This window comes from Paraburkholderia sediminicola (assembly GCF_046027825.1).
GTDB classification, from domain to species: domain Bacteria; phylum Pseudomonadota; class Gammaproteobacteria; order Burkholderiales; family Burkholderiaceae; genus Paraburkholderia; species Paraburkholderia sediminicola_D.
This window is the reverse complement of record NZ_JAQQDU010000017.1, coordinates 54,322-80,226: the sequence shown is the minus strand read 5'-3', so window position 1 is coordinate 80,226 and position 25,905 is coordinate 54,322. Positions and strand designations below refer to the sequence as shown.

Sequence of the window (25,905 nt, the reverse complement as noted above, 5' to 3'; positions counted from 1 at the left end):
TGCCGCTTGATCTCAGTCGTCAACATCTAACGGCTCTAACCGGCCGCCGGGACCGCTGCTCGCAAGCTGGGCAGATAACCGTCGGCGCCAAAGCCCCACATGCCGCGCCGACCTCACCGACCAATACAGTTGCCGCACGAAAATCAATACAGTGAGGCGCGGTTTTATTGTGCTGTACCGGGAATATGACCAGCACCGTCGATACAGTTGGCGGGTCAACTCTTGCGGCCTATCCCGAACACGAGGTAACGAAATGAATGCAGTGAACGAACAAGCGAAGCTGTCGGTGCAGCAACTGGGCCATTACATCAGCGGCGCGCCGGCTCCATCGACTAGCGGCCGGTTCAAGGACGTGTTCAATCCCGCTACCGGCCAGGTGACCGGTTCGGTCGCTTTGGCGTCGGTCGAGGAAGTGGATGCGGCGGTCAAGGCCGCGAAGGCCGCTTTTCCCGCCTGGAGCGAAACCGCGCCGATCAAGCGCGCCCGCATTCTGTTCAAGTTCAAGGAACTGCTGAACAAGCACCACGACGAACTCGCCATGCTGATCACGCGCGAACACGGCAAGGTGTTCACGGACGCACAAGGCGAAGTGGTCCGCGGTATCGAAGTCGTCGAGTTCGCTTGTGGCATTCCGAATCTGCTGAAGACCGATTTCACCGACCAGATCGGTGGCGGCATCGACAACTGGAATCTGCGTCAGGCGCTGGGTGTGGTGGCGGGAATCACGCCGTTCAATTTCCCGGTGATGGTGCCGATGTGGATGTTCCCGGTTGCGCTTGCCTGCGGCAACACGTTCGTGCTGAAGCCGTCGGAGCGCGACCCGTCGGCGTCGTTGCGCATTGCTGAACTGCTGAAGGAAGCCGGTTTGCCGGACGGTGTGTTCAACGTCGTGAACGGCGATAAGGTGGCCGTAGATGCGCTGATTGAACACCCGGACGTCGCGGCGCTGTCGTTTGTCGGATCCACGCCGATCGCCGAATACATCTATACGGAAGCGTCGAAGCGCGGCAAGCGCGTGCAGGCGCTCGGCGGCGCGAAGAATCATCTGGTGGTGATGCCGGACGCCGATCTGGACCAGGCTGTCGACGCCTTGATCGGCGCCGCCTACGGTTCGGCCGGCGAGCGCTGCATGGCGATCTCGGTCGCGGTGGCAGTCGGCAATGTCGCCGATGAACTGATCGAACGCCTGGTGCCGCGCGTGAAGTCGCTGGTGATCAAGAACGGCGAAAACCTCGACGCTGAAATGGGTCCGTTGGTTACCGCCGAACATAAGGCCAAGGTGGCCGGTTACATCGACGCTGGCGTGACGGAAGGCGCGAAGCTGATCGTCGATGGGCGTGCGCATCCGGTCGTGAATGAAGACGGTTTCTTCATCGGCGGCACGCTGTTCGACCAGGTCGGCACGGAGATGAAGATCTACAAGGAAGAAATCTTCGGCCCGGTGCTGGCGGTGGTGCGCGTGCCCGACTTCGCGAGCGCGGTCGAATTGATCAACGCACATGAGTTCGGCAACGGCGTGTCGCTGTTCACGTCGGATGGCGGCGTGGCGCGCGCGTTCGGCCGGCAGATTCAGGTGGGCATGGTGGGCATCAATGTGCCGATTCCGGTGCCGATGGCATGGCACTCGTTCGGCGGCTGGAAGCGTTCGCTATTCGGCGATCACCACGCGTATGGCGAAGAAGGTGTGCGTTTCTACACGCGCTACAAGAGCATCATGCAGCGCTGGCCGGATAGCATCGCGAAGGGTGCTGAGTTTACGATGCCGGTCGCTAAGTAAGCCGTCAAGCAGTATTGCCGCAAAGAAAAACCCCGTGCCTGATTTTTTCAGGCGCGGGGCTTTTTAACGTGTCAACGAATTCGCACCGGGTGGCGGCGCGGGCTGCGATTACGTATTCATTCTGATGCGCTGGCCGCTACCTATTGCGCAGCGGTCCTTAAACCCCAGCCGACGAATCCTCTTCCGCTTCGCTCAACACGGCATTCTGTACTGCCGTGGCGGGACTGACGTAAGGCGGACCCAGGCGTAGGTCCTCGATGCTGTACCGCAACCGGCCCGCCTCGACATATACGCGCAACTGACGATACTTCACCAGATACATCAAGCCGACAATCGCCGCCGCGAACCCCGATGCAGCGCCGACGCCGAGCGCCCAACGCGGGCCGAAACGATCCGCGACCCAGCCCACCACCGGCGCGCCGAGCGGTGTGGTGCCTAGCGAGATGGCCAGCAGGATCGCAATCACCCGGCCACGCATGGCCGGGTCCGTGGAGATCTGCACGAGACTGTTCGTCGAAGTGGTGAACGTCTGCGTGGATATGCCGATCACGACAAGTGCAAGCCCGAACAGCACATAGTTCGGCATGAGCGAGGCGGTCGTACAGCCCAGTCCGAAAAGCGCCGCTGCGACGATCAGAATAGCCATGCGAGGCTTTGCTCTGCGCGCGGCCAGCAACGCCCCGGTCACCGAACCGATTGCCATGGTCGAGCTCAACACACCGTATTGGCTTGCGCCCGCATGAAAGGCGGTGACGGACATGGTGGAGATGAAAATCGGGAAGTTTAGCCCGAAGGCGCCGATCAGAAACAGCATCAACAGCGCAGCCTTCAGATCGGGGCGCGTCCACACATACTTGAAACCTTCCACGAAGCTGCCGCGTGCACGTACCGCGCGCGGCTTCAGATTCAGTTCGCTGAGGCGCAGCATGCGTAGCGACCCGAGTACGGCGACGAACGAGAGCGCGTTAATCAGAAACACCCACCCCGTGCCCACCGAGGCGATCAATAGCCCCGCGACGGCGGGCCCGATCATGCGCGCCGCATTGAACGAGGTGGAGTTCAGCGCGACCGCGTTCGACAGATCGGCTTCTCCCACCAGATCGGAAACAAAGGTCTGACGCGCCGGTGAATCGAACGCGGTGACGCAGCCGAGCAACCCCGCAAACACATAGACCTGCCATAACTGCACGAGGCCGGTCACGGTGAGAATCCCGAGACCCAACGCCAGCGAACCCATTGCCGCCTGGGTGGCGAACAGCAGCTTGCGGCGGTCGAAATGATCGGCCGCATAGCCGGTTAGCGGCAGCAGGAGCATTTGCGGTCCGAACTGCAGCGACATCACAATGCCCACGGACGTTGCATTGTGATGCGTGAGTTCCGTGAGCACGAGCCAGTCCTGCGCCGTGCGCTGCATCCATGTCCCGATGTTGGACACGATTGCACCGCTGGCCCAGACCCGGTAGTTGAACGTGCGCAGCGAACGGAATGTGCCGCTCATCGGGACATCCCCGTGTGGACGATCCGCGCTGTGCAGCGGTTCAAACGTGGGGTCATGCGCGCGACTGTTCGAGCAGATCGAGGACGTTCTGCGTCGTACCCGTTTCGCCGAGGCGCGGGAAGATTCGCGCGATGCTGTTGGTATGAGCGTCGGGATTCATGTCCGTCATCGCGTCGACCGCGAAGGTGACGTTGAAGCCGAGTTCTTGTGCGAAACGCGCCGTGGACTCGACGCCGATGCTGGTGGCCACGCCGACGAGCACCACCTGCGTGACGTCTTGTTTGCGCAGATACGCTTCGAGATCCGTGTTCGTGAACGCGCCCCAGGTGCGCTTGGTCACCAGATGATCCGACGGCTGCTGATTCAGTTCTGGAACGAGGTCCGCAAAGCCGGCTGGGAAGTCACCGGCAGGACGCGACTGTTCCGCGCGGCCGGGCGCGCCGCCCGCCACATTGACGAGCACGACGGGCAGACCGTGACGGCGAAATGCATCGATCAGACTGACGGAGCGCTTGACGATCTCGCCGGTGGGATGGGCGGTGGGCAGCGCGACGATACCTTGCTGCAAATCGATGACGACCAATGCGGTCTTTGCGTCGAGGGTAGTGAGAGCCATGGTGTTTTCCTGGGGGTTAGGAGTCGATGAGGCGTTTGAGCAGATTGACGCCAATCGCGAGTTGTTTCTGTTCGGCAGCGGAGAAGCGGGTCTGGATCGTCCGGAATAGCCAGTCTTCGCGTGCTGCGCGGCTTGCCTTGATCTTTTTGCGGAAGGCGGGCGTAAGGGAGAGAACGGTTTGCCGCCCGTCGTTCGGGTCCGGTGTGCCGCTCACGAGTCCGGCAGCTTTCAGAACCGAAAGCGTCTCGCCCATGGATTGCGGGCGCATACCCTGGATGCGCGCGAGCGTAGTGACCGTTGCCGGACCTTCGCGTTCCAGCAGGCCGAGAACCTGCACCTGCGACGGCGTGAAATCGCCCACATGCGCTTCTTCGCGCAAGCGGCGGCGCAACTTGCCGACCAGCACGCGCAAGTCTTCCGCCGTGGCGTGCAGCGCGTCGGGGTCGGAGGGGGGCAGTGTGGGCTGAGTGTCGTTGCTGGACATACCGGCAGATGTGAAGGTTACCTTCGTAGGTTACCTTCGCATCTGCCGATAGTCAAGTTGACGAAGTGGGGGCGGAATGCGGAGTGAACCGCGCATTCCGTGATTGGCTTGAATGATCTAAATGAAACGTGGCGAGCGGCGGTGCATTGCTTAGAACTTATGGCGAAGCGCCACGCGCGCCACGACCTGATTCTGCGTTGAAGAGGGAGACTGCGTGCCTGGGATGAATGCATCGTCGAGAATCGAGTTGGTCGAACTGCCGGCGACCTTCTGATACTCGCCCTGAACGTAGACGTCCGTGCGTTTAGACAGGTTGTAGTCCGCCATCAGTCCGACTGAGTGGATTTTGGGCTTCACGCTGCCGGTCGAGGCATCGTAGGTCTCCATCGTGTAGACATATTGTGCGCCGACAAAGAACGCTGGTGTGATCTGGTATTTGCCGTTCACTTCGAAGTTCTGGTATTTCAGCGTACTCAGCAGGACGCCGTTCGCGGCGAGGGGGATGCCGATATAACCGTTGCCGGTGGGATCCTGGTAATTCGAGTTGGTATAGGCGAAGCCGACCGTTGCTGAGCCGAACGTGTAGTTGATTCCGCCGCCGAACACGCGCATGCGGCCGGCGATGAAGCTTGCGTCGTTCGCGGTGATGGCACCGTTCGAACCCACGCCGGGATTATTTGCTTGCAAATAGGCTGCGGCGACCAGCAGACCGCCTGTTGCGTACTGAGCGCCGAAGCTGTACTGACGGTTGTTGGCGAAATTCGTATCGTTGCTGAAGCTGTACGTGCCACCGAACTGGAGCCCGGAGAAATCTGGACTTGCGTATTTGATGGTGTTATCTACGCGGAACGAATTATCGGTGTTGTCGTTGTCATAGGGGTGGGCGAACAGATAGCCGGCCCAATTGCCGTTGGCGGTGGTTTGCGCCAGGTAGTCGACCACCGAGTCATATTGACGGCCTAGCGTAACGGTACCCAGGCTGTTGCTGCTCAGACCCACGTAGGCTTGCCTGCCGAACATGCGACCGCCCTGATTGAGCCGACCGGAATTCAGATCGAAGCCATTTTCGAGTTGAAAGATTGCTTTAAGGCCACCGCCCAGATCTTCCGAGCCTTTCGAACCCCATCGACTGCCTTGTGCGTAACCGCTTGCGAGTTCCACGACACTACCGTGTCCGACGTTATTGGTGTATTCGATACCTTCATCGATGACTCCGTACAGCGTGACGCTGCTTTGTGCGAAAACGGGGGAAGCGGCGGCGCTGACCAGGGCGATGGCGAGGACTTTCTTTTTCATAGGATCTCCTGAATGGTTTGGCGAGTGGCCGACGCATGATTTTCCGGCCAATACTTTTTGCAAAGCGAGGAATTCTGATGGCATCAATCGGAAACACCGATGGAGCGCGCTGGAGAGAGGGAACCCGAGTCACGAAACGTTTGCTATCCGAATTACTTAATCCGGGAGAGGGGCGAACGATGCGTGAGGGGAGATGGAACGAGGGGAGATAGGACGAGGCGGGATGAGAGGAGAGGAGGGCAGAGGAGATGAGATTCGGTGCGACTGACCGAAACAGGACGAGTTGAGCGAGCGTGCCGGCGGATGGTTTGAACCGGACCCTTCGGCGCGCGCAGCGCCGCCGGAAGAATGACTCCTTTGTCACTCGCGCCGAATGTGCGAGAGCACGGATTCCAGATGTACCACTACCGTAACTGCGCGGGGGCCCCGCTTAAGAATTAGCGGGTTGAGCCGCTTTCTTTGCTTATCTTTCTTTGCGGCGGCAAAGAAAGTAAGTGCCGCCCCGCACAGGGCAACGCTAATAGTCCAATATCAATTCAAGGAAAGGCCAAAAAGCCAGATCAAGGAAAGGCCAAAAAGTCAGATCGAGAAAAGCCAACCACCGAGAAGCAAACACCAACCCTAAGCGGCAACAGCAACCGCTACATTGCGCCTCTCCTCCACCATCTCCTCGATCAAAGCCGCGAGCACATCCACGGCAGGATCCCGATTAACCGAAGCCCGATGCAACTCCAGATCAGCCGCAGGCAAGGTCGGCAACCCATCCTGCACCCCAAGCACGCGCCAGTTATCAGGCAAAGTACACCGATCAATAATAGTAACAGCCGCGCCGTGATTAACGGCGACCTTAATCCCAGTAGGACTCTGACTCGTATAAACAACCTGATACTGCCGTTCAAGCGCGGCAAGCGCTTCAAGCCCCCGTTGCCGATAGCAACAAGTCTCAGGAAACAAAGCAAGCGGCACCGGCGCCCCAGCCTCCAGAACAAAATCCCGATGTGCGGCCCACACCACTTCTTCACGCCCCAGATGCCGCCCACTGGTCTGCGACCCATGCCGCACCACTAAAGCCAGATCCAGCTCCCCAGCTTGCAACCGCTCCAGCAACTCCAGCGACATCCGGCAATGAATATGCGGCCGTGCGCCCGGCCTCAGCGCATAAAACTTCTTGAGCAGATCAGGCAGCCATAACTCCGCATAGTCCTCGGGCAGACCAAACCGGATCACCCCATCGCTGTTGCTCCGGTTCAGTGCGGCGATCGCCTCGTTCTGCACCTGAATAATGCGCCGCGCGTGAATCAAAAAATTCTCGCCATCGCGCGACAACGCCAGCCGCCTGCTGTTGCGCAGGAACATATGCGTTTCCAACCGCTCCTCCAGCGTGCGGATTCGCAGGCTAATGGTCGACTGAGTGCGGTGCAGCAACTTCGCCGCCGCGGTAAATCCACCGCTGTCGACCACGGCAACGAATGCCCGCACCAGTTCGGGGTCCAGAGAACTCAGTTTCGACCAATCGGGTCCGCTGATGGAAGCCATCGGAATTACTCGCTTTCCAAAGAAATTTGGCGATCAAAACATGGGGGCGTCAGTGAGGTGATTGTTGTCGAAAACAATTCGCGTCACAAATCAGTCCGAACCCTATCTGGAGTCCCGCCGTGTCAGTCCGTCTTCCTCTTGCCGACGCTGAGTGCAACGATTTGAGCGATATCGTCGATACCGGGTGCTATCCGCTGCACGATCCGGACCATCCCCGAATGCGCGAGCTGATCGCGAGCTGCCGCGCCCACCTGGCGGGCAATGGCAGCGCGGTGCTGCACGGCTTCCTGCGGCCCGAGGCGCTCACCCAGGCGCGGGCCGAAGGCGTGGCGCTGGCGGCCAAGACCTACTTTTCGACGCGTAAGGTCAACGCATACTTCACCGCCGACGATCCGTCGCTGCCCGCCGACGATCCGCGCCGCGTCTTCATGGACCGCACGAGCGGCTTCGTCACCCGCGACGTGATCCCAGCCGACGCGATTGTGCACCGCATCTATGTGGCTCAGGCGATGAAGCGCTTCGTTGCCGCCTGTCTGGGTGAAGCGCGTGTCTGGGAATACGCGGACCCTTACGCCGGACTGGTGCAAAACGTCATGCCGCCGGGCACCGAACAGCCGTGGCACTACGACACCAACGAATTCATCGTCTCGATGATGACGCAGCAGCCCGAGGCGGGTGGCGATTTCGAGTATTGCCCGAATATCCGCTCGCCCCAGGGCGAGAACTATGGCGATGTGGGCAGTGTGGTGCGCGGCGAGACGCGCGCGCCGATCAACGTCATCACGTTGCAACCCGGCGATCTGCAACTGTTCAAAGGGCGCTTTTCGCTGCACCGCGTCACGAAGGTGCAAGGCGGAATCGACCGGCATACGGCGATTTTCGCGTACTCGCAGAAGCCTGGCGTGATCGGCCGCCTCGAACGCACGCGCCAACTGTATGGACGGGTGTCCGAAATGCATCTGGAAGCCGAGCAGCGGCTCGTGCGTGCCGACAATCTGGTCGATTGAAGCTGTCCTCTCATACAACCCACGTCCCCTTCAAAACATGACGATTATTCGCCCGACCCACCGCCCGGAAGATTGCGAACCGACCGCGGAAGAAATCGCACAGATTCAGCGCGACCGGCTTGCCGCCGTGCGCCGCGAACTGAAAAAGCGTGACCTGACCGCCGCGATCCTGTTCGATCCCACGCACATGCGTTACGCGACTGGTTCACGCAACATGCAGGTCTATTCGATGCGCAATCCCGCGCGTTATCTGTTCGTGCCGGCCGAAGGCAAGGTTGTGCTGTTCGAATACGCCGGCTGCGATTTTCTCGCCGACGGACTCGATACCGTCGACGAAGTGCGCCCGGCTACCGCAATCTCCTATTACTTCTGCGACGACATGCTGGGCCGTGTCACCGAACGCTGGGCCGATGAAATCGACGAGCTTGTCAGGCAGAGCGGTGGTGGCAAGCGCATTGCTATCGAAAGTGCGACGTCGGCGGCTGCCTTTGCGTTGCAGGCGCGCGGCTATCAGATCAGCGACGCGCAGGAACCGCTCGAACGGGCCCGTTCGATCAAGGTGCCCAACGAGATCAAGATGATCCGTTCATCGCTGCGTGCCGCCGAAGAGGGCGTGCGCAAACTGGAAGCCGCGCTTGTGCCGGGTATCAGCGAGAACGAGCTGTGGTCGCATTTGCACAAGCACATCATCGAAACAGACGGCGATTACGTCGAAACGCGCCTGATCAGTTCGGGGCCGCGTACCAATCCGTGGTTCCAGGAGAGCAGCCCGCGCAAGATCCAGACGGGTGAACTGGTCGGGCTCGATACGGACGTCGTGGGGCGCTTCGGCTATTACGCGGACTTCTCGCGCACCTTCCTGTGCGGCGACGATCCCGCCACCGTGGCACAGAAGACCGTTTATAAGCTCGCTTATGAACAGGTGCATTCGAACATGGAGAACGTGCGCGCCGGCACGACCTTTCAGGAGTTCATCGCGAAGGCCTGGAAGATCCCCGGCCCCTACCAGGCGCGTCGCTATTTTGCGCTCGCGCATGGCGTCGGCATGACCGGCGAATATCCGTACATCGTCCATCGCGAGGACAACGACGCCAAGGGCTATGACGGCGTGATCGAGCCGGGCATGACGCTGTGCATCGAAAGCTATATCGGTCATGAAGACGGCGGTGAAGGCGTCAAGCTGGAAGAACAGGTGTATGTGCGCGACGACGGCCGCGTGGAACTGCTGTCCGACTATCCGTTCGAGAAGCGCCTGCTCGCTTGAGCGCAGGGCGTGTCCTCACCGGCATGTGAGGCAGAGGTTCGGCCTCTCGCGCATGCCGACTCAATGCAATTCAACGCTCCAAGGGTGATCGACGATGCAATTCAGACAACTTCGGGTGGTACTGTGCGCCGCCGCCATGGCTTTGACCGGCGCGACCGCCCACGCGGCGGATAGCTGGTGCGCGCAGGGCAAGACGGTGCATTTCGCCGGCATTACGTGGGAAAGCGGGTCCTTTGCAACCGAAGTGCTGCGGCAGATTCTGGAGAAGGGCTACGGCTGCAAGACCGATGTCGTGCCCGGCAGCACGGCGGCCACGGAAACCGCGCTCGCGCACAACGATGTGCAGGTGTGGGCCGAACAATGGACCGGGCGCAGCGAGATTACCGCCAAGGCCGTGGCCTCGGGCAGCGTCAAACTGGTCGGTGACACCTTGCCGGGCGGCACGAAGGAAGGCTGGTTCGTACCGGAATACGTGGTGAAGGGCGATCCCAAACGCGGTATCAAGCCGGTCGCTGCGGGCCTCGTTTCGGTGACTGACCTGCCGAAATACAAGAGCGTATTCGCCGACGACGAGGAACCGGACAAGGGCCGCTTTCTCAACTGTCCGACGGGTTGGGATTGCGAACGGGTCAATACACGTTTGTTGAAGGTGCTGAATCTCGACGCGAGCTATACCAACTTCCACCCTGGCACGGGCGCCGCGCTCGATGCGGCTATCGCGTCCGCGTACCAGCGCGGTGCGCCGATCGTGTTCTATTACTGGGGACCCGCCGCATTGATGGCGAAGTACAAGTTCGTCGAACTGAAGATGCCGGCCTATAACGAGGCGTGCTGGAAGACCTTGCGCGACGAGAGCAGCACCTCGCAATGCGCTTCGTCGTATATGGTTTCGCATGTCACCGTAGGCGTATCCACACCGTTCTACGACGCCGACCCGCAACTCGTGGCGATGCTCGGCAAGGTCAAGTTTCCGATGGACTTCCTCAACAGCACGATCCTGGAAATGAGCACGAAGAAGCTCGACGGCTCAGCCATGGCCACGCAATTCCTGCGCGAGCATCCGGAGATGTGGAAGCAAAGGGTGCCTGCCGACGTCGCGTCGAAAGTGCAGGCCGGACTTGCTGGCGCTTGACGGGCGGTAACGTCAGGCAGACTTCGACGGCACGAGGTCTTGCGGCTTCGTGCCGGACGGCAGGTGCAGTACAGCCTGCTGTCCACCTGCAGGGGAGAGTTGATCATGCATTCGTTTTTTCTGCATCTTTCGATCGCTGATTGGGTGAACGATGCCGTGCAATCGTTCGTGACCCGCTACGGCGACAGCTTCCACCAGTTCAGCATCGTGCTCCTGCGCTATGTGCTCGTACCGCTCGAAGGCGCACTGCGCGCCTTGCCGCCCTGGCTGATCCTGCTGGTGGTCGGCGCGGTGACGTGGAACGCGACACGGCGCCTGAGCATTGCCGGCTTCTTCATGCTCCTGCTCTATGCGATCGGTTGCTTCGGTCTGTGGGAAAAGCTGATGCAGACCCTCGCGTTGATGCTGGTGGCGACGGTGCTGTCGGTCTCGCTTGGCGTGCCGCTCGGCATTCTGACCTCACGCAGCGCATGGCTGCGGCGCGTCCTGTTGCCCACGCTCGACGTCATGCAAACGCTGCCGAGTTTCGTCTATCTGATTCCCGTGTTGATGCTGTTCGGTCTCGGCAAGGTGCCGGCGATCCTCGCCACGATCATCTATGCGCTGCCGCCGCTGATTCGCCTGACCGATCTCGGCATCCGTCACGTGGATAGCGAGGTGGTCGAGGCGGCGCGCGCATTCGGCACGACGCGCTGGCAGTTGCTGGTCAACGTGCAGATGCCGCTGGCGCGGCCCAGCATCATGGCCGGCATCAACCAGACGACGATGATGGCGCTCTCGATGGTGGTGATCGCCTCGATGATCGGCTCGCGCGGCCTTGGCGAAGATGTGCTCGCCGGTATCCAGACGCTCGACGTGGGCAAGGGGACGCAGGCGGGTATCGCCATCGTGATCCTCGCGATCGTGATCGACCGCATCAGCCAGGGCTATGGCCAGGACCGCCGCACGCGACGCCTGTTTGCGCAGCGCAGAAAGGCCAAAGCGGCTTCGCGTATTCCCTATCGCGAGAGCAGCACGAATACGGCTGACACATCGGCGGCTGAAGGCGGGCTTGAAACCCGCACGGCCAGGTAGCAGGAAAACGCGGAAAACGCGGAAAGCGAGGAGAGCAACATGGCAGCGATTGAAGTCAACCACGTGTACAAGCTTTTCGGGGCGCCGGCCAACCATGCGCGGGTGCTCGACCTGTTGCGAAGCGGCAAAGGCAAGGCCGATGTGCTGGCCCAGACCGGTTGCAACGTCGGTCTGAACGACGTCAGCCTGAATATCGGCGACGGCGAGATCTTCGTGATCATGGGACTGTCCGGCTCCGGAAAGTCGACTCTGGTGCGCCATTTCAACCGGCTGATCGAGCCGACGTCGGGCGAGATCGTGATCGACGGGGCGGACGTCATCAAGCTCGGCGCACGGGGTTTGCGTGACTTGCGGCGCTACAAGGTCAGTATGGTGTTCCAGAATTTCGGACTGTTGCCGCATCAGACCGTGCTCGACAATACGGCGTATGCGCTGCGTGTCCGTGGCGAAAGCAGGTCAGCGGCCAATGAGAAAGCCCGTGTCTGGCTCGGTAAGGTGGGCCTGAACGGTTACGACGAACACTATCCGGACGAGTTGTCCGGCGGTATGCGCCAGCGGGTCGGGCTGGCCCGGGCGCTTGCGGCGGATACGGACGTGCTGCTGATGGACGAAGCATTCTCCGCGCTCGATCCGCTGATTCGCACGGAAATGCAGGATCAACTTCTGCAATTACAGGCTACGCTGCAGAAGACTATCGTGTTCATTACACACGATCTGGACGAAGCACTGCGGATCGGCAACCGCATCGCGATTCTGCGAGACGGAAAACTTGTGCAGGAGGGTACGCCCAACGAGATTCTGACTTGCCCCGCGGATGACTATGTGAGGCGCTTTGTTGAACGCCGCTCGGATCGCGGATCGGCCGCGCATTGATGCACTCATCGTGTGCGCACGGAAATGAATGTACCCAGCCTCACGGTGCGATCTGCGCGAAGTCGGGCCAGCCATCTTCAGGCGGAAGCCTGTCATCGACCGCGAGGCCGCGGCAATCAGGTGCCGGAGCGGCCGTTACTGCAACAGGCTCGATTTCGCTACGACCGTCCGAGTTAACGACACGGGTCGTTCCGGCTTGCATGGCGACGCTGCAACCGAGCGCTTCGAGTAACGAGGTCGAGTTGGTCGCGCGGCATTCCTCGTGCAAGTTGTCAGCCCAATTCGCAAAGCCGAGGAGCTTGCTCCGCTCTTTCGGATCTCTGAACAGTTCGGCATACCCGACATAGGCCAGACCCGCGTGTGTCGGATCCATTTCGATAGCGCTCATGTATTCGCGGCGCGCGCCTTTGTCATCGCCGAGTAGGTTTAACGATTCCGCGAGATTGACGTGCGCCTCCTGGTAGTCCGGTTTCAGATAAACGGCTACGCGGAAATCGTCGCGCGCGTTGTGCAGGTCGGTTCTGGCTTCCGTCGAATGAAGATCCGGCGCCCGTCTGGCGAGTGCCAGCCACGCGCGGCCGATTGCGTTGAATGCGGCCTCCCGCGACGAACGCAAGGCAATGGACCGCTCGAATGCGGTGATCGCCATTTTGTAGCAACCGAGTTCGCTGAGCGCGACGCCCCAGTTATAAAAACTCCACGACGACGGGTACTCAGCGGAGAGGCGGCTGGCCGCGTTGATCTCGCCGTTGTAATCGTGGTACGCCTCGTCGATCTTCGATAGTGCGAGGAGGGCCCATTTGTAGTTCGGCTGTTCGTCTCCGGCGTCGACGATGCTCGAAAACACCCGCTCAGCCTCGGAGAAATCGCAAGTGCCCTTGCCGGCGTAGCAACGCGCCTGAGCTTCGGCCGACTCGTACGACGCGTAGATATACGGGCTGTGCTTCTTCAGCACGTCCAGTGCGAGGTTGGAGAGATTCTGCTCCAGATCGGCGATCGAGCCTTCAGGCGTGGCAAAGCGATACACCGCGCCGCGCTCCGCCAGGACCAGATGCAAAACGTAATGATCTGGGGTGCCGGTGACGCTGCCCGAGATGGTCGAGACCGGAAGCGGTAGCGCCTCGCGCACGTATTGCAGGATTGTCTTTGCGGAAATGGACGTGCCGGGCACCGAGAAATCCGGCATGTCGGAATCGAGCTTGATTTCTTCTTTGGCCGATGCGGGTATCACGTCCGCGGCGCGCGCTTCGAGGGCGATCAGATGGCCCGCAACGAATGACTGGAACGCCTCGCTGGAATAGCCGATTCTGGTGAATGCCTCGGGCACGGTGATATTTTCGATGAGGGTCTCTCGTGCGAATACCAGCTTCCACAGCATGGCCCCGGCAAGACACGCGCCGATGAGCAGCAGCAGGTTCAGCGACACCATGCGCAGGTTCGTCGTGACGATTGCGAGCGTCGCCAGGCGGCCTTCCTGCGCGGGACTCGCATTCCTCGGCGTCGGCCCTGGCTTCCGTTCTGGCTCGGGTTGGGGGCCGGGGCGCGGCTGATCGGTTGGCTTGACCGCTTTCAGATACGGGGGGCGATGAGCGCCGCGATGATGTTTCTGTGCGTGCACATTGCCTCCCCTCGATGAGCCGGCATCAACAAAACGAACCGGCGCGGCGGGGATTTAACAATTGGGCGGGTGCAACGGCCGTGTGTCCCTAGGCCGCTTCGCAAGCCTCGCGCACGATGCCGAAATGCTCGTTGAGCCCCTTCCAGCCTAGCGCCGTGACGGTTACCGACCGCGTGGCGGGCGACCTCTGCATCCAGCCCCATGCAAGGAAGGCGTCCATTAGCCGGGCGCCTAACGGCCCCGCGACATGAAACTGCCGTTCCGTCCAGTCAAGACATTGGCGCGCATGTTCCGCCTGGTCGAACGCCGGACCGCCCATGTCGATGCCGAGATGCTGCAGCCACGCACGGCCGGACGGGGTGAGGGCGTATTGGCGCCCGGCCGCTTCGACAATGAAGCCCCGAGTCAGCATGCTTTGCGTCACCTCGACGCCGATCTGACCCGCCAGGTGGTCGTAGCAGCAGCGCGCGAAGCGAAGCGCCTGGGCCGCGCGATTGGGCGTATTGCGCCAGGCTGGGGTGACCGGCCCAACCGACGCGAGGCTTTCAAGCAGGTGCGAAACGTGGGCGCCAGCGAGTCGGTAATAGCGATGCCGGCCCTTGCTTTCGACGCTCAGCAAGCCACCGTCGAGCAGCTTGGCGAGGTGTGAGCTGGCGGTTTGCGCGGTCACGCCGGCCACTTCTGCAAGCGCGCTGGCCGACAGGGCGCTGCCGTCGGCGAGCGTGATCAGCATCACCGAGCGAACCGGCTCGGCGATCAGGTGAGCAACGCTCGCAATATTGTGCTGGCCCATTTATTCGCAGCCTCCGTCATTGGTGCGCGTTTGATGCCTGATGGCGGTCAAAAAGCCGTTCAGTTGAACACTTCGATACAGCTCGAAGCATTCTCGGTGCGTGCCGCCTTATAGTCAACGGCGAACCGATAACCAGGGGCCGGAACTCTTGAACAATGAACGTGAATATCAGAAGCGGGTGTTGATCGCGACGAGCCTCAGCTACGTCATTGTCATACTGGATACATCGATCGTAAACGTCGCGCTGGAGCCGGTTGCGAGCAGTCTGGGCTCGGATATCACTGGCCTGCAATGGGTGGTCAACGCCTATACGCTGACATTTGCCAGCCTGCTGCTGAGCGGCGGCGCACTGGGCGACCGGATCGGCGCGAAAACCGCGTATCTCGCCGGATTGCTGGTTTTCGCCTGCGCCTCGGCGTTATGCGGATTGGCGCCGGATTTGCAGATTCTGGTTGGCGCGCGAATCTTGCAGGGCGTCGGCGCGGCATTATTGGTCCCGTGTTCACTGACCCTGATCAATCATGCTTTTCCGGTTGCGCGGCAGCGCGCGAGCGCGATCGGTGTGTGGGCCGGATGCGGCGGCATTGCGATGGCGGCGGGGCCACTGGCCGGTGGTCTGCTGATTCATCTGCTGGGCTGGCGCAGCATTTTTCTGGTGAATGTGCCAATCGCGCTGATCGGCGCCTGGCTGACGACGCGCGTCGAATCGGTCCGGGCGGCCGCGTCGGGCCGGCCGATGGATGTCACCGGTCAGATGCTCGCTATCGTGGCGCTCGGCGCGTCGGTCGCCGTGTTGATCGAAGGGGCGAAACTCGGGTGGCACGTGGGCGCCATCCATGCGGGCGCCGTGCTTGCGCTCGCCGCCTGGATTGCGTTCGTGTCGGTCGAGACAAAACGCAAACAGCCGATGCTGCCGCTGGGTTTCTTTCGGAGTCCGGTGTTTTCTGCATCGGCGTTCGTTTCGCTGGTTTCCGGCCTGATTTTTTACGGGTTGTTTTTCCTGCTAAGCCTGTACTTCCAGTCTGCTCGTGGGTGGACACCGTTGCAGACGGGCCTCGCATTCCTGCCGTTGACTGCGATGGTGACCCTCGGCAGTTTCGTATCCGGCGCGTTGAACAGGGCGTATGGCGCGCACCGGCTTGTTTGCGGTGGCTTCCTGCTCTATGCGCTGGGTTTCGCCGGGCTTGTCGCGCTCGCGGACGATGCGCCGTATTGGCGTATTGCGCTTTGCTTTCCCGCTGTCGGTTTCGGGGCGGGGGTGATTACGCCGGCAGCGACCGCCGCGTTGATGGCGGGGGTGGAGAAGGCGCGCGCTGGTGTCGCGGCGGGCGTGCTCAACGCAAGCCGGCAGACAGGGGCCGCATTTGGCGTCGCGATCTTCGGCGCGCTGATGAGCGCGATCCAGCCGCTCGACATGGGCATTCGCGTGGCGGTCTATCTGGCGATCGGCCTGTCGCTGCTCGCCGCGCTGGTCTGGGGCGTCGCTTTGGCAGTGGCGACACGTTATGCCGGCAGTGATGCCTGTTGAGCGTGTTTGAGCAGGAAAAAGGGCAACAACAATAAATGTAGGGTAAGCGCCCCTTTGCGAGCGCCTTCGATAACAGAGGCGTTCGGGGCACAAGTCGCGGCTGGCACCATCGAAAGGACGCCGCTGGCACTACGCGGGCTTTCGGAATACTGCGACGATACCGGCCCTTTCCTGAAGATGTCGTCGTGCGCGAAACGTAGCAATCGATTTGACCTTCGATGCTCCGTTTTTAGCGAACCAACGACTTATGAATGTTGTCGACACGCCTGCCGTACTGGGATGTCTGGCCCTGGTGACCCTCGTGGCGGGCATGGCAAAAGGCCTGACCGGATTCGGCGGCGCGCTTGTCATGGCGCCGTTGTTCGGGCTGTTGATGCCCGTGCCCGAAGCCGGCGTGCTGATCGTCCTGATCCATTTCGCGACCTCGCTGCAAGGCGTACGCACCTGGGCGAGCGCGGCGCGCTGGCGCACGGTGGTTCCACTCGCGCTGGTCGCCATGGCGTGCACGGCAGTCACGACACGCTGGATGGCAAGCGAGAGCGCGGTGGAGCTTCGCCGGCTGGTAGCGGTCGCCGTTCTTGCCTCGACGGTGATGCACATGCGGGGCTGGCGCTGGCTTCACAATAGCGGCTGGCGACCGACCTTCACAGCAGGCGCAATGAGCGGCGCGCTGACCGCGCTGGGCGGCATCGGCGGTCCGCCGGCCGTTTACTACTTCAACGGCATCGGCAAGGGTTCGACACTGCGCGCCAATCTTCTCGCTTATTTTGCGCTGCTCTATGTGGGCGTCGTCGCCCTTTTTGTGGCCGAGCATCAGGTTCACACGCCCCAGCTCAGTTCGCTGGTGCTGCTCGTGCCGGTGTTCGTGCTCGGCGTTGCCATGGGGGAGCGCTTGGGTCCGCGCTTGCCTGTGCGCCGCCTCGAACAGCTCGTGAGCGTGTTGCTGCTGTGTTCCGGGCTGGTCGCCCTCATAACGTAAAGACGCATCGTGGCGCATGGAGACGCACAGAGGCGCGTCGGCGTGTAGAAAGGCGTAAAAACGACCTTGCCATATGCATAGGAGCGGGTGCAATGTCCGCTTAGGGTCCCTCATGTGGACCAGGCGATTTATTATCGCTGGTACTAGTCAGGTGCATTATCGGCCACCGATACTGAATTCGTCTGCCTTGGCCGCCGTGCCGCCTCCACTTGCCGCTGACTGCCACCACCTGGTCCGGTCTTTCAATGGCAGGCGGATTCGGCAGACATGAGTTCATCGATCACAAAAAGCAGACGGAGACTCCATGCTCAAGTTCCTGATTGGGATCGGCATCCCCTATATCGGTGTGATAGGCCTGCTGCCCTGGGTCGCTTCGGTCGATCGGTTCGTCCTGGGTGTGCCGTTCATCTATGCGTGGATTTTCGCGTGGTTTGTCCTGACGTCGATCTGCCTGCAGGTGTGCTGGCGTCTGTTCGACCGTCCCGCGGACGATGCCCCTCCGCAAACCCACTGACGTTGCAGGAGAGTCCGGATGTCCACCGTTGTCTTTCTCGGTTTGATTCTCTTCTCGCTGTATCTGGCGATACGGTCCAAAAAAGGGCATGGCGCGCAAAGCGTTCATGACTTCTTTGTCGCGTCCCGGCAGTTTGGCGCGTATCTGGTCTTTTTCCTCGCCGCGGGCGAAATCTACAGTATTGGCACGATGGTCGGCTTTCCGGGCGGCATCTATGCCAAGGGGCCAACCTATGGGGTCTGGTTCCTGGGATATATCCTGCTGGCGTATCCCATCGGCTATTTCATCGGACCGAAAATCTGGGAGGCTGGCAAACGCTATAACGCCATTACGCTGCCCGACCTGTTTAAAGGCTATTTCGGCAACCGTGCGCTGGAGGTGATCGTCGGCGGATCGGCGATCCTGTTCCTGCTGCCCTGGGGGGAGTTGCAATTCACGGGGCTCGTTGCCGCGTTCAAGGGCCTCGGCTGGAATTTCCAGCCGCTCTATCTGATCCTGATCTCGGCGATGCTGGCATTCACGTACATCGCCATTTCAGGCGTGCGGGCGTCGGCGTACATTGCGATCCTGAAGGACATACTGATGGTCGCGGCGATCGTGATCACGGGACTGGCGGTTTCATGGCAGGCCGGCGTCACGGAAGTTTTTCACGCCGCGAGCCTGCACGTCAGCAACAGCATGAACGCCAGTCAACTGACGTTTTCGATGAGCACCATGCTGTTCCAGTCGTTAGGGTTCTACGTGATGCCGTTCGCCGTGCAGGTTTTCTTCACGGCCGCCAGTCCGAACACGATCCGGCGCACCCAGGTTGCCATGCCGCTGTACATGCTGATGTATCCGTTTCTGGTCATCGCTTCGTACTACGCGATCAGTCAGAACCTGCACCTTGCGTCGCCGAATGAAGCGTTCTTTGCCGCGGCGATCCGGTTGTTGCCAGGCTGGTTGCTAGGTCTGGTCGCGGCTGGCGCCGCGCTATCCGGTCTGCTGGTGCTGACGGGTATCTGCCTCGCCATCGGCCCGCTCGTGACGCGCAATCTGTTGCCGAAGATGCCCGAGAGCAAGCAGAAAGCCACCGCCAAAACGGTGATCGTCATTTACCTGCTGGTCTCGATCGTGATGACCTTGCTGACCCCGAATCTGATGCTCACGCTGATCAATACCGCGTACTACGGCGTGACGCAGTTTTTCCCGGGCGTGATGATCATTCTGTTTTCGCTTCGGGTCAAACCGTCCGCCGTTGCAACGGGTATTCTGACCGGGCAGATACTCGCCATCATCCTTTACCTCTTTCATCCCGATCTCGGCGGATTCAACCTGGGCCTGCTGTGTCTCGTGATCAATATCGCGGTGACCGTCGTGCTGAATCATGGTTGGAAGCGTAAGCCGGTGCACGCTCTACCCTGACCGTTCGAACTGCGTCCTGAACCCATTAACACCACGCTATGAATCAGATTGAACGAGGTCCCATCACTGTCTTCGTCGCCAGAAAGATTCTGACGATGAATCCGGCTCAACCGCACGCCACGCATGTTGCTGTGCGAGACGGCAGAATTCTCTCCGTCGGCACGCTGGAAGACGTTAGCCGGTGGGGCGAGGCTGAGATCGTCGATACGTTCCAGGACAAAGTGTTGATGCCGGGTCTCGTGGAAGGGCACTGCCATCTGATGGAAGGCGCCATGTGGGACGCCGTGTATCTCGGCTATTACGACCGGCGCGGTCCCGACGGCAAGGTGTGGCGAGGGCTGAAAACGCTGGACGAGGTGATCGAGCGGCTGGCCGTTGCGCAACGCGCGATGACGGACGCGACGGCGCCGCTGCTCGCATGGGGCTTCGATCCGATTTTCTTCGGCGCGAGCCGCCTGTCGGTCAAGGAACTCGATACAGTTTCGACCCAGCGGCCCATTGTCGTGCTGCACGCGAGTGTGCACCTGATGAACGTCAACTCCGCCATGCTGGCGCTCGCCGGTATCGACGAGAACACCGACATCGATGGGATCGACAAAGACAACGAGGGCCAGCCGACCGGCGAGTTGCAGGAATTCGCCGCCATGTTCCCCGTGTACCAGGTGATCGGCAGCCAGCTTTCCATTGCGGCGAGTGAAAAGACCGAGGCCATCTGGAATTTCGGCAAGGTCGCGCAACTCGCCGGTGTGACCACCGCGACGGATCTGGTCAACGATCTGTCGGTGCTGGGCAATCGCACGCTGCGCGAAGTCACGGCCGACCCGCAGTATCCGGTGAGAATCGTGCCCGCGTTTGCGCCGCAGCGAAGCCCTGACGGCGGCGTCGAAAAAGTACTGTCGGCCATCAGCGACAGCACCGAAAAGTTGAGATTCGGCCCGATCAAGTTCATCGTCGATGGGTCGATTCAGGGCTTCACGGCGCGGCTGAGATGGCCAGGTTATGTCGGTGGACAGCCGAACGGCTTGTGGCTGATTCCGCCCAGCCAGTTGGAGGAGGTTTTCACGCCGTTTCATCGCGCCGGGTTGCAACTCCATATTCATACCAACGGCGATGAAGCGACCGAGGTCGTATTGAACGCCCTCGAGAAGATGCTCGACGCCTGTCCGCGCAGCGATCACCGCCACACGCTGCAGCACTGTCAGATGGCCGACGCGAGCCAGTTGGCCCGCGCGGCGAAACTCGGCATGTGCGTCAACTTTTTCTCCAACCATATCTACTACTGGGGCGACGCCCATTACGCGCAGACCATGGGCCCCGACCGGGCGAACCGGATGAACGCGGCGGGGACGGCGCGGCGACTGGGGCTCCCCTTTGCCTTTCATTCGGATGCGCCGATCACGCAATTAAGCCCGCTGTTTACGGCCTGGTGCGCGGTGCAGCGCAAGACGGCCACCGGTCGTGTGCTGGGTGCGAGCGAGTGCATCCCCGTGGCGGATGCGTTGCGCGCGATTACACTGGGTGCGGCCTACACGCTCAAGATGGACCATCTGATCGGCAGTATCGAGGTGGGCAAATTCGCGGACTTCGCCGTGCTGGCGGACGACCCGACCGAGGTCGCGGCCGAGCGCCTGAAAGACGTCGAAGTGTGGGGCACGGTGCTGGGCGGCCGCGTGTTTCAGTCGCCGGAAAAAAATGAGTGACGCAGCGGCCGTTGGCGCCCGGCCACCCATTCCACTGGTCGTGCTCGGCGGCTATCTGGGCGCCGGCAAGACGACCTTGCTCAACCACGTGCTCTCGAATGCGGGGCAACGCCGGGTGGCCGTGCTGGTCAACGATTTCGGCGATATCAATATCGACGCCGCACTGATCCGCGAACGCACCGACGATGTCATCAATCTGGAGAACGGTTGCGTCTGCTGCTCCATCGGCGGACGTCTCGTCGACGCGCTCGTGACAATCAGCGCGCGTCCCGAGCGTCCCGACTTGTTGATTATCGAAGCCAGCGGTGTGTCCGATCCTGTGAAGATCGCACAGATCGGCTTGCTCGACCGGAGCTTCAGACTGGTCGGGATTATCGTGGCCGTCGATACGGAGCGGATCGGCGCCACGTTGCTCGATCCGTATGTCGGCGACATTGTGCGTCGGCAGATCGCGGGCGCGACGGCGCTTGTGCTTACCAAGACCGACCTCGTCACAGAGCGGGAAAAAGCGGCGGCGACAGAAACGGTGTCGTCGCTGGCGACCACGTCCATTCTGCTCGACGCGGCAAACGGAGCCATCCCGCTGGAGTTGATCTTCGACGCGAGTGTCGCGCCTCGTCATCGCACCGGTGAGCGGGCCCTCGCGGCGGGCGAGCGTTTCAATAATCATCAGGACATCTGCAGCTTTTCCTTTCGATCGGACTTCCGCCTCGACAGGAAAAAACTCAGGGAGGTGTTTCGCAGCCTCTCTGTCCCGCTACTGAGAGCGAAGGGCATAGTCTGGCTCGACCAGGATGCTTCTCCGCAGGAACTCCATGTGGTCGGCGGGCGCATTCTGATCACGCCCTTTGCGGGGCACGCAGCGGCCGAGTCGACGATCGTCCTGATCGGCCGTTTCACCGACGAAGACGAGCGTATCGTGAAGCGCTGCCTCGAAAGCACGCAAGCGCTGAACTAGCGCCAGTGTGCCGCGTTTACCGCGGGAATGGCGCTAGTCGCACCAATGGCACCAGCCGCACGAATCACACCAGCCACACGAATCACACCCAGCACACCCAGCACACCCACGGCCTGAATCCGACAACCCGGTTCGAGGCCAGTCAACGCATGTGTTCTCGATCGACACACGCTGCACCAGGCGAAACCAGCGCACTGGCCCTACCGTAGAGGCCACCCCAAACTTACACTTTTCAGTGAGAGTTCGCCGTTCACGCGGGCTCACTAGCCTTAGCCAAATTCACTGAGCAGGAGACATGCATGGCCACAACAGAAACGTCCGCAGCGAAGGTTACCGCGGACACGCTCGCCGCCTTTTCAGATGCATTCAACCGTCACGATGCGAATGCATTGATGCGCTTCATGACTGAAGACTGCGTGTTCGACACCGCGGGCGGAAACGAAGTGTATGGCACGCGTTTCATCGGCCGCGACGCGGTACGCGCAGCGTTCGAAGCGGTCTTCAAGACCTTCCCGGATGCGCATTGGGGAAAGGGCCGTCATTACGTCATCGGGGAGCGCGGTGTGTCCGAATGGGTGTTCACAGGGACGCATGCGGAAGGCTGGCGCATCGAAGCGGAAGGGTGCGATCTCTTTGAGTTCCGCGATGGTCTGATCGCAGTCAAGCGCGCGTTCCGCAAGGAACGCCCGAAGCAGAACGTTTGACGCCGACGAGGAGCTTCACATGGCGCAAAGTGTCATCACACGGGTCGGCGAAGGTCTGTCTGCAGGGCGGGACAGCGCGACGCAATATGACCCGAGATACGACCCGCTGGTTTCGCCGGGGCCAGGGCACGGCAAGCAATACGCTCCGACCTATTGGGCCGCGACTGCCGGCACGCCGCCGCCCGACGATGGCCCGATCACGAAAGACATCGACGTGGACGTGGCGATCATCGGCGCAGGGTATACAGGGCTTGCGACGGCGCTTTGTCTCGCACGCGAGCATGGCATCAAGGCCGTGGTGCTCGAGGCCAACAAAACCAGTTGGGGCTGCAGCAGCCGCAATGGCGGACAAGGGCAGAATGCATCGGGTCGTCTGTCGCGTTCCCAATGGATCGAGCGCTGGGGTAAAGACGTCGCGTTGAAAATGCACGACGAGATCCAGGAAGGTTTCGACAACTTCAAGTCGCTGGTGGCCGAGATCGATTGCGATCCGCAGCCGGGCGGTCACTTTCTGATCGCGCACCGGCCGCGCATGATGGCCAAACTCGCCGCGGAAGCCAAAGTCTGGAAAGACGTGTTCGGCTACCCGTCCGAGCTCATCGATCAGGCCACGTTCCGCCGCGAGTTCGTCAACGATAGCGAGGCGGCCGGCGCGCTTCACGAACCCGAAGGCATCGGCATCCACGCGCTGAAACTTGCGTTCGGCTATCAGCGGCTGGCGCGCGAAGCGGGCGCGCGGGTCCATCCGGCGAGCCCGGTGATCGGCTGGGAAACCATCAACGGCATTCATCATCTGCGCACGCCGGGCGGTATCGTTCGTGCCCGGTCCGTGGGTATCGCGACCGGCGCATATACGGCGCCGGACCTCCATCCCTCGCTGACGAGCAAGGTGATGCCGATCCTGTCGAATTCGATGGTGACGCGTCCGCTCACGCAGCAGGAGATCGCCGCCTGTAATTTTCGAACGACACAGGTGCTCACCGATACGCGCACCTTGCGTTTCTACTACCGTTTCCTGCCGGACAACCGGCTGCAGATCGGCAGCCGTAGCGCGATCACGGGAGCGGATGCGCCGAATCCGCGCCATTACGAGTTGCTCATCGAAGGGATGGGCCGCAAGTTCCCGGCGTTGCGTGGTGTCCAGATCGACTATTCATGGTGGGGCTGGGTCGATGTGAGCCACGACATGATGCCGCGCGTGTGCCAGCCGGATCCGAAGCAGTCGGTGTTTTACGCACTGGGCTACGGTGGCAACGGCGTGTCCTATTCCCAGCAGGCGGGCCGCCGGCTCGCCGAACGGATCGCGGGGAAAGGGGCGAAGCAGACGCTGCCGATCTTCACTTCGCCGTTGCCCGGCCATCCGTTCGCACCGTTCCGTCGCATTGGACAACGGATGCTGTATCAGTTGTATTTCCGGCGCGACGAGAAACCTTGAACGCGCTTTGCGTGCCGCGCTACCCGCGGCACGTGATTTGCCGATCGTTGTGCGTTACCCGCACGGCGCGGCGCAGCCAGACAGGTCTGCGTGTTAAGTCATAAGAAAAAACACATATAGCGAGGCGCTTAAGCGTCCTCACTCGATCCGAATTGACGGCGCCCAGGTTCCGGGAATGCACGCAACTCCGCATGCAGCCCCGCGCGACCGGCGCCGGCATCAACAGGATGTGGAGGTGACATGGAAGTATCGAATAAAAGTGAACTGAAGACTGGCCTCAAGGAGCGCCACATGACCATGATCGCGCTAGGCGGCGTGATCGGCGCGGGTCTGTTTGTCGGTAGCGGTGTCGTGGTCCAGCAGGCTGGTCCAGCGGCGGTTCTGTCGTTTCTGATTACGGGCGGCCTGATCGTGCTCGTTATGCGCATGCTCGGAGAAATGGCGTGCGCGATGCCGGCGGTAGGCTCGTTTTACGAGTACGCACGCCTCGCGTTTGCCGGCAAGCGCGGGCCGGGCAAACTGGCCGGCTTTCTGACCGGGTGGATGTACTGGTATTTCTGGGTGATCGTCGTCGCCGTCGAGGCGGTGGCCGGCGCGAAACTGGTGCAATTCTGGCTGCCGGATACGCCGGCGTGGGCGATCAGTCTCGTGTTGCTGGTCGTGTTGACCGCGACCAACCTGATCTCGGTGGGCAGCTACGGGGAGTTCGAGTTCTGGTTCGCGTCCATCAAGGTGGCGGCGATCGTCGTGTTTCTGTTTCTTGGCGGCCTCTATGTACTGGGCCTGTGGCCCGCGTCGATGCATACCACCGCCGTGATGCCGACGCTGCTTTCGCACGGCGGGCTGATGCCGAAGGGGATCGGACCGGTGCTGAGCGGTGCTGTCGCGGCGACGGGTTTTTACTTCGGTGCCGAGATCGTCACCATTGCCGCCGCCGAAGCGCATGAGCCGGTCAAGGCCGTTGCCAAGGCCACCAATTCGGTGATTACCCGCGTGCTGATTTTCTATGTCGGCTCGATCATGCTCGTGGTTGCGCTGGTGCCCTGGAATTCACCGGGTATGGCCACGCCGTATGTGAGCGCGCTCAGTGCAATGGGCATCCCGGCCGCCGCTAACGTCATGAACGCGATCGTGTTGACCGCAGTGCTGTCCGCGCTCAATTCCGGTCTGTACGCAGCATCGCGGATGATCTTTGCGCTGACCCGCCACGGCGACGCGCCGGCCGGGCTGGCCAAGGTCAATCGCCGCGGCGTGCCCGTTCGCGCGATTCTGGTCGGTACCTTGTTCGGCTATGTGTCGGTCGTCATGTCTTACGTATCGCCCGACACGGTGTTCGCCTTCCTGGTCAATTCATACGGAACGGTGGCCATTTTCGTCTATGTGCTGATCGCCGTGTCGCAACTCAAGCTGCGCGCTCGCCTTGAGCGCGAGGCGCCGGAGAAGTTGCGCGTGAGGATGTGGTGCTATCCGTATCTGACCTGCTTCGCGATTGTCGGCATGGTCGGCATTCTGGTGGCAATGGCGTTCATACCGGATCAGCGCACGCCGCTGTGGCTCGGCGTGGTGAGTCTTGGCGTGCTGCTCGTGGCGTATGCGTGGCGGGCCCGCAAACGCGGCGCGGCTTCAACCGAACCGGAATATGTGGACTATCAGCCTCGTACCCATTGAGGCCTGTCTAACGCGTGCTGTTTGATGTGCAGCGGTGGGTCGTTCGT

General features: G+C 61.2%; 22 protein-coding genes. 15 read left to right on the top strand and 7 right to left on the bottom strand.

All coding sequences use genetic code 11. The features are described from left to right. The first annotated feature begins 253 nt into the window (after nucleotides 1-253). On the top strand, nucleotides 254-1,777 hold the full coding sequence (locus PQQ96_RS12210; protein ID WP_408291915.1) for a CoA-acylating methylmalonate-semialdehyde dehydrogenase: 1,524 nt from the start codon (nucleotides 254-256) through the stop codon (nucleotides 1,775-1,777). Between the two features lie 157 nt (nucleotides 1,778-1,934). Here PQQ96_RS12210 and PQQ96_RS12205 read toward each other — a convergent pair whose 3' ends face one another. The 5 genes from PQQ96_RS12205 to PQQ96_RS12185 all read right to left on the bottom strand — a co-directional run bounded on the left by PQQ96_RS12205 (nucleotide 1,935) and on the right by PQQ96_RS12185 (nucleotide 7,207). Next, nucleotides 1,935-3,275: an MFS transporter gene (locus PQQ96_RS12205; protein ID WP_408291914.1), complete on the bottom strand. Its 1,341-nt coding sequence runs from the start codon at nucleotides 3,273-3,275 to the stop codon at nucleotides 1,935-1,937. Between the two features lie 52 nt (nucleotides 3,276-3,327). After that, a complete protein-coding gene (locus PQQ96_RS12200) occupies nucleotides 3,328-3,891 on the bottom strand; it encodes an isochorismatase family protein (protein WP_408291912.1) in 564 nt (187 codons plus the stop codon). A 16-nt stretch (nucleotides 3,892-3,907) separates the two neighbouring features. Next, nucleotides 3,908-4,375 (bottom strand): MarR family winged helix-turn-helix transcriptional regulator, encoded by a 468-nt coding sequence (locus PQQ96_RS12195; protein ID WP_408291910.1) that lies wholly within the window; start codon nucleotides 4,373-4,375, stop codon nucleotides 3,908-3,910. A 150-nt stretch (nucleotides 4,376-4,525) separates the two neighbouring features. Continuing rightward, on the bottom strand, nucleotides 4,526-5,671 hold the full coding sequence (locus tag PQQ96_RS12190) for a porin (RefSeq protein ID WP_408291908.1): 1,146 nt from the start codon (nucleotides 5,669-5,671) through the stop codon (nucleotides 4,526-4,528). 621 nt (nucleotides 5,672-6,292) lie between these two features. Further along, nucleotides 6,293-7,207 (bottom strand): LysR substrate-binding domain-containing protein, encoded by a 915-nt coding sequence (locus tag PQQ96_RS12185; protein WP_408291906.1) that lies wholly within the window; start codon nucleotides 7,205-7,207, stop codon nucleotides 6,293-6,295. Nucleotides 7,208-7,326: 119 nt separating this feature from the next. On the opposite strand from PQQ96_RS12185, the gene PQQ96_RS12180 reads away from it, so the two are divergent. The 5 genes from PQQ96_RS12180 (at nucleotide 7,327) to PQQ96_RS12160 (ending at nucleotide 12,557) form a co-directional block, all read left to right on the top strand. Then, nucleotides 7,327-8,214: a HalD/BesD family halogenase gene (locus PQQ96_RS12180; protein WP_408291905.1), complete on the top strand. Its 888-nt coding sequence runs from the start codon at nucleotides 7,327-7,329 to the stop codon at nucleotides 8,212-8,214. Nucleotides 8,215-8,251: 37 nt separating this feature from the next. Continuing rightward, nucleotides 8,252-9,478, top strand: a complete 1,227-nt coding sequence (locus PQQ96_RS12175; RefSeq protein ID WP_408291903.1) for a M24 family metallopeptidase — start codon at nucleotides 8,252-8,254, stop codon at nucleotides 9,476-9,478. Nucleotides 9,479-9,572: 94 nt separating this feature from the next. Then, nucleotides 9,573-10,610 (top strand): ABC transporter substrate-binding protein, encoded by a 1,038-nt coding sequence (locus PQQ96_RS12170; RefSeq protein WP_408291901.1) that lies wholly within the window; start codon nucleotides 9,573-9,575, stop codon nucleotides 10,608-10,610. Nucleotides 10,611-10,715: 105 nt separating this feature from the next. Next, on the top strand, nucleotides 10,716-11,684 hold the full coding sequence (locus tag PQQ96_RS12165; RefSeq protein ID WP_408291899.1) for an ABC transporter permease: 969 nt from the start codon (nucleotides 10,716-10,718) through the stop codon (nucleotides 11,682-11,684). 39 nt (nucleotides 11,685-11,723) lie between these two features. Further along, complete coding sequence (locus PQQ96_RS12160; RefSeq protein WP_408291898.1) at nucleotides 11,724-12,557, top strand: quaternary amine ABC transporter ATP-binding protein; 834 nt, start codon at nucleotides 11,724-11,726, stop codon at nucleotides 12,555-12,557. Between the two features lie 40 nt (nucleotides 12,558-12,597). On the opposite strand, the gene PQQ96_RS12155 is transcribed toward PQQ96_RS12160, so the two are convergent. Together PQQ96_RS12155 and PQQ96_RS12150 are read right to left on the bottom strand one after the other, a co-directional pair. Then, nucleotides 12,598-14,175 carry a tetratricopeptide repeat protein gene (locus tag PQQ96_RS12155; RefSeq protein ID WP_408291897.1) on the bottom strand — a complete coding sequence of 526 codons (1,578 nt, stop codon included), beginning with the start codon at nucleotides 14,173-14,175 and terminating at the stop codon, nucleotides 12,598-12,600. A gap of 88 nt (nucleotides 14,176-14,263) precedes the next feature. Continuing rightward, entirely contained in the window at nucleotides 14,264-14,968 is a 705-nt protein-coding gene (locus tag PQQ96_RS12150) for an ArsR/SmtB family transcription factor (protein ID WP_408291895.1), read from the bottom strand. A gap of 148 nt (nucleotides 14,969-15,116) precedes the next feature. On the opposite strand from PQQ96_RS12150, the gene PQQ96_RS12145 reads away from it, so the two are divergent. The 9 genes from PQQ96_RS12145 (at nucleotide 15,117) to PQQ96_RS12105 (ending at nucleotide 25,858) form a co-directional block, all read left to right on the top strand. Further along, the gene (locus PQQ96_RS12145; RefSeq protein ID WP_408291893.1) at nucleotides 15,117-16,496 is read left to right on the top strand and encodes an MFS transporter; all 1,380 of its coding nucleotides are present in this window, start codon (nucleotides 15,117-15,119) and stop codon (nucleotides 16,494-16,496) included. 247 nt (nucleotides 16,497-16,743) lie between these two features. Next, complete coding sequence (locus PQQ96_RS12140) at nucleotides 16,744-17,475, top strand: sulfite exporter TauE/SafE family protein (protein ID WP_408291891.1); 732 nt, start codon at nucleotides 16,744-16,746, stop codon at nucleotides 17,473-17,475. Between the two features lie 304 nt (nucleotides 17,476-17,779). Beyond that, nucleotides 17,780-17,989, top strand: coding sequence for a DUF3311 domain-containing protein (locus PQQ96_RS12135; RefSeq protein WP_120308127.1), 210 nt, complete (start codon nucleotides 17,780-17,782; stop codon nucleotides 17,987-17,989). Nucleotides 17,990-18,007: 18 nt separating this feature from the next. After that, complete coding sequence (locus PQQ96_RS12130) at nucleotides 18,008-19,393, top strand: sodium:solute symporter family protein (RefSeq protein ID WP_408291889.1); 1,386 nt, start codon at nucleotides 18,008-18,010, stop codon at nucleotides 19,391-19,393. Nucleotides 19,394-19,431: 38 nt separating this feature from the next. Then, nucleotides 19,432-21,093 (top strand): amidohydrolase, encoded by a 1,662-nt coding sequence (locus tag PQQ96_RS12125; protein WP_408291887.1) that lies wholly within the window; start codon nucleotides 19,432-19,434, stop codon nucleotides 21,091-21,093. After that, nucleotides 21,086-22,051, top strand: coding sequence for a CobW family GTP-binding protein (locus PQQ96_RS12120; RefSeq protein ID WP_408291885.1), 966 nt, complete (start codon nucleotides 21,086-21,088; stop codon nucleotides 22,049-22,051). Before PQQ96_RS12125 ends, PQQ96_RS12120 begins: the two co-directional genes overlap by 8 nt. A gap of 299 nt (nucleotides 22,052-22,350) precedes the next feature. Continuing rightward, on the top strand, nucleotides 22,351-22,755 hold the full coding sequence (locus tag PQQ96_RS12115) for a nuclear transport factor 2 family protein (RefSeq protein ID WP_408291883.1): 405 nt from the start codon (nucleotides 22,351-22,353) through the stop codon (nucleotides 22,753-22,755). Between the two features lie 19 nt (nucleotides 22,756-22,774). Continuing rightward, the gene (locus PQQ96_RS12110; RefSeq protein WP_408291882.1) at nucleotides 22,775-24,190 is read left to right on the top strand and encodes an NAD(P)/FAD-dependent oxidoreductase; all 1,416 of its coding nucleotides are present in this window, start codon (nucleotides 22,775-22,777) and stop codon (nucleotides 24,188-24,190) included. 240 nt (nucleotides 24,191-24,430) lie between these two features. After that, nucleotides 24,431-25,858: an amino acid permease gene (locus tag PQQ96_RS12105; RefSeq protein WP_408291880.1), complete on the top strand. Its 1,428-nt coding sequence runs from the start codon at nucleotides 24,431-24,433 to the stop codon at nucleotides 25,856-25,858. Nucleotides 25,859-25,905 lie beyond the last annotated feature (47 nt).